Source organism: Hamadaea sp. NPDC051192, assembly GCF_040682475.1.
In the GTDB taxonomy this organism is placed as follows: Bacteria; Actinomycetota; Actinomycetes; order Mycobacteriales; family Micromonosporaceae; genus Hamadaea; species Hamadaea flava.
On record NZ_JBFBAZ010000098.1, the window covers coordinates 22,911 to 30,046 of the forward strand.

At 70.0% G+C, this 7,136-nt stretch carries 8 protein-coding genes; 5 read left to right on the forward strand and 3 right to left on the reverse strand.

Translation table 11 applies throughout. From position 1 onward, the window contains the following. Nucleotides 1-1,143: a hypothetical protein gene (locus AB0M47_RS30485; RefSeq protein WP_363420117.1), complete on the forward strand. Its 1,143-nt coding sequence runs from the start codon at nt 1-3 to the stop codon at nt 1,141-1,143. 157 nt (nt 1,144-1,300) lie between these two features. On the opposite strand, the gene AB0M47_RS30490 is transcribed toward AB0M47_RS30485, so the two are convergent. Next, entirely contained in the window at nt 1,301-1,759 is a 459-nt protein-coding gene (locus AB0M47_RS30490; RefSeq protein ID WP_363420119.1) for a YiiD C-terminal domain-containing protein, read from the reverse strand. Between the two features lie 54 nt (nt 1,760-1,813). Beyond that, nucleotides 1,814-2,914: a winged helix DNA-binding domain-containing protein gene (locus tag AB0M47_RS30495; RefSeq protein ID WP_363420121.1), complete on the reverse strand. Its 1,101-nt coding sequence runs from the start codon at nt 2,912-2,914 to the stop codon at nt 1,814-1,816. Nucleotides 2,915-2,966: 52 nt separating this feature from the next. On the opposite strand from AB0M47_RS30495, the gene AB0M47_RS30500 reads away from it, so the two are divergent. The 3 genes from AB0M47_RS30500 to AB0M47_RS30510 all read left to right on the forward strand — a co-directional run bounded on the left by AB0M47_RS30500 (nt 2,967) and on the right by AB0M47_RS30510 (nt 5,154). Beyond that, nucleotides 2,967-3,401 (forward strand): hypothetical protein, encoded by a 435-nt coding sequence (locus AB0M47_RS30500; RefSeq protein ID WP_363420123.1) that lies wholly within the window; start codon nt 2,967-2,969, stop codon nt 3,399-3,401. 22 nt (nt 3,402-3,423) lie between these two features. Then, nucleotides 3,424-3,894 (forward strand): large conductance mechanosensitive channel protein MscL, encoded by a 471-nt coding sequence (gene mscL / locus AB0M47_RS30505; RefSeq protein ID WP_363420124.1) that lies wholly within the window; start codon nt 3,424-3,426, stop codon nt 3,892-3,894. Nucleotides 3,895-4,095: 201 nt separating this feature from the next. Beyond that, entirely contained in the window at nt 4,096-5,154 is a 1,059-nt protein-coding gene (locus tag AB0M47_RS30510) for a 3-deoxy-7-phosphoheptulonate synthase (RefSeq protein WP_363420126.1), read from the forward strand. Between the two features lie 3 nt (nt 5,155-5,157). Here the strand turns inward: AB0M47_RS30510 and AB0M47_RS30515 are convergent, their stop codons facing one another. After that, nucleotides 5,158-5,346, reverse strand: a complete 189-nt coding sequence (locus tag AB0M47_RS30515) for a hypothetical protein (protein WP_363420128.1) — start codon at nt 5,344-5,346, stop codon at nt 5,158-5,160. A 209-nt stretch (nt 5,347-5,555) separates the two neighbouring features. Here AB0M47_RS30515 and AB0M47_RS30520 point away from each other — a divergent pair, with 209 nt between their 5' ends. Then, nucleotides 5,556-7,052 carry a PQQ-binding-like beta-propeller repeat protein gene (locus AB0M47_RS30520; protein WP_363420129.1) on the forward strand — a complete coding sequence of 499 codons (1,497 nt, stop codon included), beginning with the start codon at nt 5,556-5,558 and terminating at the stop codon, nt 7,050-7,052. The last annotated feature ends 84 nt before the right edge of the window (nt 7,053-7,136 follow it).

Consider the following 7,136-nt stretch of genomic DNA (forward strand, 5'->3'; position numbering starts at 1 on the left):
GTGAAGACCTGGGGTCGTGCGATTACGTCCGCGTTCGTTTTCGCGGCGCTCATGGGAGCTGGGCAGGTCGGTGTCGCCACCGTTCTGGACGTGTTGCGCCTGGACGGCACGTACGCCGACAACGACGCCTGGACTGCCCAGACCGTGTTCCTCGCCTGGTTCGCCGTCATCGCCGTGACGGTGGGGACCGGCATCGGCGCCCGCACCTACGGGCTCGGCGTACGGGTCAGCGCCGCCGCCGCGGCCGGTATCGGCGGTGCGGCGGGCACCGCCCTCGCTCTCTTCCCCGCGCGGCATGCGCAGATCCCCAACGGGGATCCGGCGTTGCAGGCCGGACTGGCGCTGATCATCGGCGCGGCCGCCGGGCTCGTCTTCGCGTTCGGCATGCTCAGCGCTCGCGCGCTCGCCTGGAGCGCCGGGGCGTACGCCCTGATCACGTGGGGTCTCATCGCCGGCGGGGTGGGGAAGACGGCTGATGAGCCGCCACGCCTCGGTGGACTGGCCGGGCTCGGCCTCTCCCCCGCCACGGTGGACGACGCGCAGCTGTTCGGGCTGCCCGCGATCGCGGCCGTCCTCGGTGTGATCGTGGCGGTCACCGCCCGGCTGCGCGGCCACCACCGGCTCGCCGTCGCCCTCAGCGGCGCGGCCGGTCCGGCGACCGTCGCCCTGGCGTACGCCATCGCCGGTCCGGGCTCCTCGGACTTCCAGAAACTGCCCTGGTTCGCGGCGCTGAGCGCGGTGCTCACCGGTCTCGTCGCGTCCGTCATCGTGGCGGTGCCGCCGCGCCGGGAGGCGGAGGACGACACGTCTGCCGCCGGGGCGTTCGCGTCGTCCGCGCTGGACCCCTCGGGCTCCGCTGACTCCGCCGACTCCGCGGACTTCTCCGCCAAGAGCGACCCGCTGTCGCCCCGCGAGCGCAAGCCCTCGCCCACCGCGAAGTCCGCGCCGAGCACGACATCCGCGCCCACTCCGAAGCCGAGCGCGAAGCCCAACGCGAAGCACACTACGAAGCCCCGCCCGACGAATGACGCCGTCGAGAACTGGGTCTCCGCGCTGGGCGAGCCGCGCGAGCCGGCCCCCTCGGCGACGACGTCTGGTTCGGCCAAGGAACGCGGCGGCTACGTCCCCCGCCCCCTCGGCTGACCACCCGCCCGCCCGAACTTTCCAGCTGGATCAGGGTTCTAGGTCGAATCTTGGGCCAAGATTCGACCGGGAACCCTGATCCGCCGCTTATGCCGAGCGCTGCGTAGCGGGGGGCCGCGTAGCGGGAGGGCCGCGCAGCGGGGAGCGCCTACGGGGGTCAGCGGTTGGGGCGCAGGGTCCAGGTCACCGTCATCTCGGCCGCCACCGCGCCGTCGCCTCGCGTGATCGCGATCGCCACGTCGAACTCCGGGCGGGTGCCGGCGGCCAGTTCGGCCACGACGTCGGCGACCGGGCGGGCCAGCTTGGCCGTCGCGCGTACGTCGCCGACGGCGAGCTTGCGGTAGGCGATCTGGGCGTTGACCGCCAGCGGCACCGCGTCGGCGAGCTGCGCGCCGAAGGCGGCCAGGACGACGCCGCCCGAAGCGGTCTCCCCCAACGAGAACATCGCTCCGGCGTGCGGGCCGCCGACGTGGTTGTGCAGGTCCGGCCGGTCCGGCAGGTCGGCGACGACCTCGGTGCCGTCCGGCGACACGGAGGCGAACGTGATGCCGAGCGTCTTCACGAGCGGCACCGACTGGGTCATGCCGTCGGCGAGGGCGGCCACGTCAAGGGTCATGCCGCCAAGTTACTCGCCGGTAACAGGTGGGCGCTACCCGGTCGGCGGCCGGAATCAGTCGGCTGTCGTGAACCGGACGTCGTGCTCGGCCCCCGGCGCGAGGAACTCCAGCAACCGCAGGCCTTCCGCCTCGATCGCCGACCGCTGCCGGGCCGGGAACGGCTGGAACGAGGTGACGGTCACGTGCGCCTTGCCCTTGCTCTTCTCCGGCCGCCAGCTCGCCCGCACGAACCCGTCGAGCAGGACGCTGCCCAAGGCCATGTTGCTCAACGGCCACAACAACTTCCGGTACGCCGGATCGAGCACGCGGGTGCGGTCGGCGTACGACAGCAGGATGTTGTCGAAGTCGTAGAGGAACCGGACGGGCGCGGCCACATCCGCCGCCGGCCGGGGCGCCTCCGGCACGTCGAACAGCTCCCGGCCCTGCTCGTCCGCGTACGCGTGGAGCCGCGGCCGGAGCCGCTCGAACACCTCGCCGAGCCGCGTGAGCCCGGACCACGTCTGGGCGTCCTGCACGGAGGCCGGGCCGAACGCGGTCAGATAGCGCACGATGAGCTCGTCGATCGACGGGTCGGTGGCCAGCGGCCGCCTGAGGTAATGCTGCGCGGGGACGTGCACGGCCAGGCCACTGCGCCCCCACAGCCCGCGCGGCGGCGGCTGGACGAGCGCCGCGTAGGTGCGGACCGCCTGCGCCATCGACTGCCCGTCGCGGTCGGGCCACTTCTCCGCCAGGCGTTTGCCGAGATCGTTGAAGGTCAGCGGCTTCTCCTCCAGCAGGCTCACCCCCGCCGCGACGACCTCGGCCAGGTCGACGCCCGGCAGCTGCTTGCCCCAGTTGGAGGCGAAACTGCGCTCGCCGACCGTCTGCACCAGCGGCCGCAGCGCCAGGGCGTCGTCGGCGGTCACGAGATGGATGGTGGACCGCTGCAAGGCGATCCGGACCAGCGAACGATCCTCCATCATGGTGACGACCTGCTGCGGATCGAAGTCCGCCAAGCGGCCCCAGAGCCCGGCGTACCAGCTGTGTGTGGTCTGGGCCTGCAGACCGCACAGATGCCGGACGGCCTCGGCCACCGGCAGGGGCGAGCGTCGCAGCAGGAGTTGGCGGTCAAGGGTCGCGCGGTTGAGATCGCGCAGGGAAAGCACGGCAGGCACAGACCAGATCTACCAGCACCCTCCGACATTCGGCGAGCTATCGTTGCGTGCCATGACGGCGCGGGAGGACGACGACTGGCGGCGCCGGCGCGATGACGCCGTGGCCAAGCACGCCGCCGCGGTGGCGCGCGCCCGGGAGATCGAGACGACACAGGCGCGCAAGCTCGTCACCGAGTTCGTCGAGGAGGCCCGCCGCAAGATGATCCCGCCGGAGCGGCTCGTGGCGTTCGCCTTCAACGGGCGGTCGCACTATCGGACCGCGCTGCACGGCTGGTACATCCACCCGAATCATTCCCTCGCCATCGGCGTCGACGGCGAGTTCTATGTCCTCGGAGTGCCGGGGTCGGTGCGCTCGCGGCTGTTCGGCGCGCGACCGGCGCCGAGCGATCCCATGCTGGTCATCGGCCGCGGCGCCAAGGACGGCGAATCGATCTCCTTGCGTGAGCTTCTCCACAGAAGGCTCGCGCCGAAGAAGGGCGACGCCTAGTCCGACCCGTTAGGGTGTCGGAATGCTCAAGGGCTTCCGAGACTTCATCATGCGCGGCAACGTCGTCGACCTCGCGGTCGGCGTGGTCATCGGGGCGGCGTTCGCCACGCTCGTCACCTCGTTCACCGACACGTTCCTCACCCCATTGATCACCATGGTCGGCGCGGGTGGTGAAGACAACATCGGCGGCTTCATCAAGCTCCCCGGAAAGACAGCCGAGGATCTGCAGAACGGGATCCCGGTCGGCAAGTTCGCCAGCGCGATCGTCGCCTTCCTGCTGACCGCGGCGGTCGTCTACTTCCTCGTCGTCCTGCCGATGAACAAGTTCGCGGACCGATTCAAGAAGAACGGCAAGGACGCCGCCCCGGCGCTGCCGCCCGAGGAGATCCAGCTGCTGCGCGAGATCCGGGACGCCCTGGTCGCCGCGAACCGGACGCCGTCGCCCCGTCGCCCCGACACGGTGACGGAGACCACCGCGGCAACTGATCGATAGGTCGGGTATGCTTCCGGACGTGGCACGTTGGTATTGGCGCTTTACGCTGGCTCTGGGTGGAGCCGGCGGTCTTATGCGCTGACCGACGACCACCCAGAGCCAGTAAGGCGGAGACCTCCCGGTCTTCGCCTTTCGTCATTCCAGGACGGGCTCTGGCACCGGTAGACCGGGTCCCGTCCCCATCAGGCGGGAGTATTCGAGATGACAATCACCAACGACCTGCACGTCGCCGCGTTCGAGCCGCTGGAGCCGCCGTCGGCACTGCTCGCCGAGTTCCCGCTGGGGGGCGTACGCGCGAACGTCGTCGAACGCACTAGACAAGCCGTCCGCGACGTCCTGACCGGCGAGGACGATCGGCTCGTGGTCGTCGTCGGCCCGTGTTCCGTGCACGACACGAAGGCCGCGCTGGACTACGCCCGCCGGTTGGCCGCCGCCGCCGAGAAGCACGCGCGCGACCTGGTCATCGTGATGCGGGTGTACTTCGAGAAGCCGCGGACGACGCTCGGCTGGAAGGGCCTCATCAACGACCCCGGCCTGGACGGCACCTACGACGTACGCCGTGGTCTGCGGATGGCCCGGGAGCTGCTGCTGGACATCCTCGATCTCGGGGTGCCCGTCGGCTGCGAGTTCCTCGACCCGATCAGCCCGCAGTACATCGCCGACGCGGTCACCTGGGGCGCCATCGGCGCGCGTACCACCGAGAGTCAGGTTCATCGGCAGCTCGCCTCGGGCCTGTCGATGCCCGTCGGCTTCAAGAACGCCACGGACGGCAGCGTCTCGGTCTCGATCGACGCCTGCCACGTCGGGCGGAGCAGCCACGTGTTCTTCGGTGTGGACGCCGACGGCCGGGCCAGCGTGGTGACCACGACCGGCAACGAGGACTGCCACGTCATCCTGCGCGGGGGCAAGGGCGGCCCGAACCACCTGCCCGGCCCGGTGGCGGCGACGCTGATCGCGCTGGAGAAGGCGGGTCTGAAGCACCGTCTGGTGATCGACGCCAGCCACGGCAACAGCGGCAAGGACCACGTACGCCAGTCGGGCGTGGCAGCCGAGATCGCCGACCAGATCGCCGCCGGCCAGAACGGCATCGGCGGCGTGATGTTGGAGAGCTTCCTGGTCGGCGGCCGTCAGGATCTGGAGTCCGGGCGGCCGCTGACCTACGGCCAGAGCGTCACCGACGCCTGCATGAGCTGGGCCGCGACCGAGGAGGCGCTGGCCACGCTGGCCCGCGCCGTGGTGGCGCGACGGGCAGCCGCCTGATCGTCAGGCGTTGCCGTGGTAGTAGGGGGATCCGGGATCGGTGTACGAGACCGGGTCCTCCTGCGGCGCGGAGGTCTCCACGGACTCCACCATTCTGCTCGGCGGGACGCGGTCGGGCAGCTGCCCGTAGCGGATGAACCGGAACAGCTCGGCCTCGTCGTCCGTCATGGGGGTGATCGACTCGGGCTCCATGTATCCATCGTCACCCTTGCGGGCTACGGGGGCCATCCGGCACACGGTCTGATCTCGATCAAAGCTCGCTGACGCCACTCCTGGGCGAGAGTCGGCCGGACCGGGTCGCCGCCGACCGCGACGGACGGGGTGGGGCGTATCCGACATGTTATGCACCGTCGGCCGGTCGGAGGATGTCCGGAGGGTGACAGGCTCCGCACACTGTGCCCGTGACTGGGGGGCTCTCGAGAACCATGACCGCGCTGGTGGCCGCGCTGTGCCTGATCTCCGCGGCGGCCTGCAACAAGCCGGACGACGTACGCGTACTGCCGGGGACGAGCGCGTCACCCGAGGCGAGCGGGTCACCGTCGCCTGCGGCGTACGCCGGATTCTCCGATCCCGCCGGGGTGGGCAAGCCCTACGGCACCAAGGTCAACGGGTTGCTGACCTTCCGTGGCAACCCGACCCGGTCGTACTTCGGCACCGGGCCGGCGCTGCGTACGAAGCCGTCGCAGTTGTGGCGTTTTCCCAAGTCGGGCAGCCTCTGTCATCCGTCGACGGACGAGAAGGGCACCCGGATCTGGTGCGGTTCCGGGTGGACCGGTCAGCCCGCGGTCTTCGAACGCGACGGCCGGACCTGGGTGGTCTTCGGGGCGTACGACGCGAAGGTCCACTTCCTCGACGCGGACACCGGCGAACGGATCATCCCCGACTTCGCCACCGGCGACATCATCAAGGGCTCGGTGACCATCGACCCGGATGGGTATCCGCTGGTCTACTCCGGTTCGCGCGACAACTACTACCACATCATCGCGATCGACCGCGGCAAGCCGGTCGAGCTGTGGAAGCTCTCGGCCCACGCGGTGTCGCCGACCAAGTGGAACGACGACTGGGACGGCGCCGGCCTGATCATCGACGACTACCTCTTCGAGGGCGGCGAGAACAGCCAGTTCCACATCGTGAAGCTCAACCGGGGATACGACAAGAACGGCAAGGTGACGGTCAAGCCGAAGCTGGTGTTCAACGCCCCCAGCTGGGACTCCGAGCTGCTCAAGGCGATCGGCGACGGCATGGTGTCGATCGAGAACTCCGTCGCGATCTACCAGGACACGGTGTACTTCGCCAACTCCGGCGGCCTCGTCCAGGGCTGGGACATCAGCGGGCTGAAGACCGGCAAGAAGCCGACCCGGGTCTTCCGGTTCTGGACCGGCGACGACACCGACGCGTCGATCACCGTGGACGCGGACGGCTTCCTCTACGTCGGCTCGGAGTTCGAGCGGAACAACGCCCGCGCCCGGCAGGTCGGCCAGATGATGAAGCTCGACCCGCGGAAGAAGGACAATCCGCTGGTCTGGAGCCAGAAGGACCAGCGCCCGCCGAAGTCCGGCATCTGGGGTTCGCCCGCGCTCTACAAAGACATCGTCATCTTCGACACCCATCCCGGCGACGTACTCGGCATCGACCGGGCCACCGGCGCGGTCCGCTGGAAGTTCCGCGTACCGGGCGGGGAGACGTGGCAGTCGCCGGTGGTCGTCGACGACGTGCTCTACCTCGGGGACTGCACCGGCGTGATGCGTGCGTACGACGTCGCGGACACGCACGCCCAGCCGAAACCGCTCTGGTCGATGAAGATCGGCGGCTGCATCGAGTCCACCCCCGCCGCCTGGAACGGCCGCATCTACTTCGGCACCCGAGCCGGCGGCGTCGTGGCCCTCGGCACGAAGTAGCCCCCACCCCACCCCCGCCACCCCGCCGCGTTGATCATGGAGTTTGCCCCCTCGACACGCCGTCGAGACCACAGTTAACTCCAT

What these genes read in the sequence shown, in the direction of transcription:
- AB0M47_RS30510 (WP_363420126.1), top strand. Translation starts at nt 4,096, where the DNA reads ATGACAATCACCAACGACCTGCACGTCGCCGCGTTCGAGCCGCTGGAG.
- AB0M47_RS30500 (WP_363420123.1), top strand. Translation starts at nt 2,967, where the DNA reads ATGACGGCGCGGGAGGACGACGACTGGCGGCGCCGGCGCGATGACGCC.
- mscL (WP_363420124.1), top strand. Translation starts at nt 3,424, where the DNA reads ATGCTCAAGGGCTTCCGAGACTTCATCATGCGCGGCAACGTCGTCGAC.
- AB0M47_RS30490 (WP_363420119.1), bottom strand. Translation starts at nt 1,759, where the DNA reads ATGACCCTTGACGTGGCCGCCCTCGCCGACGGCATGACCCAGTCGGTG.
- AB0M47_RS30515 (WP_363420128.1), bottom strand. Translation starts at nt 5,346, where the DNA reads ATGGAGCCCGAGTCGATCACCCCCATGACGGACGACGAGGCCGAGCTG.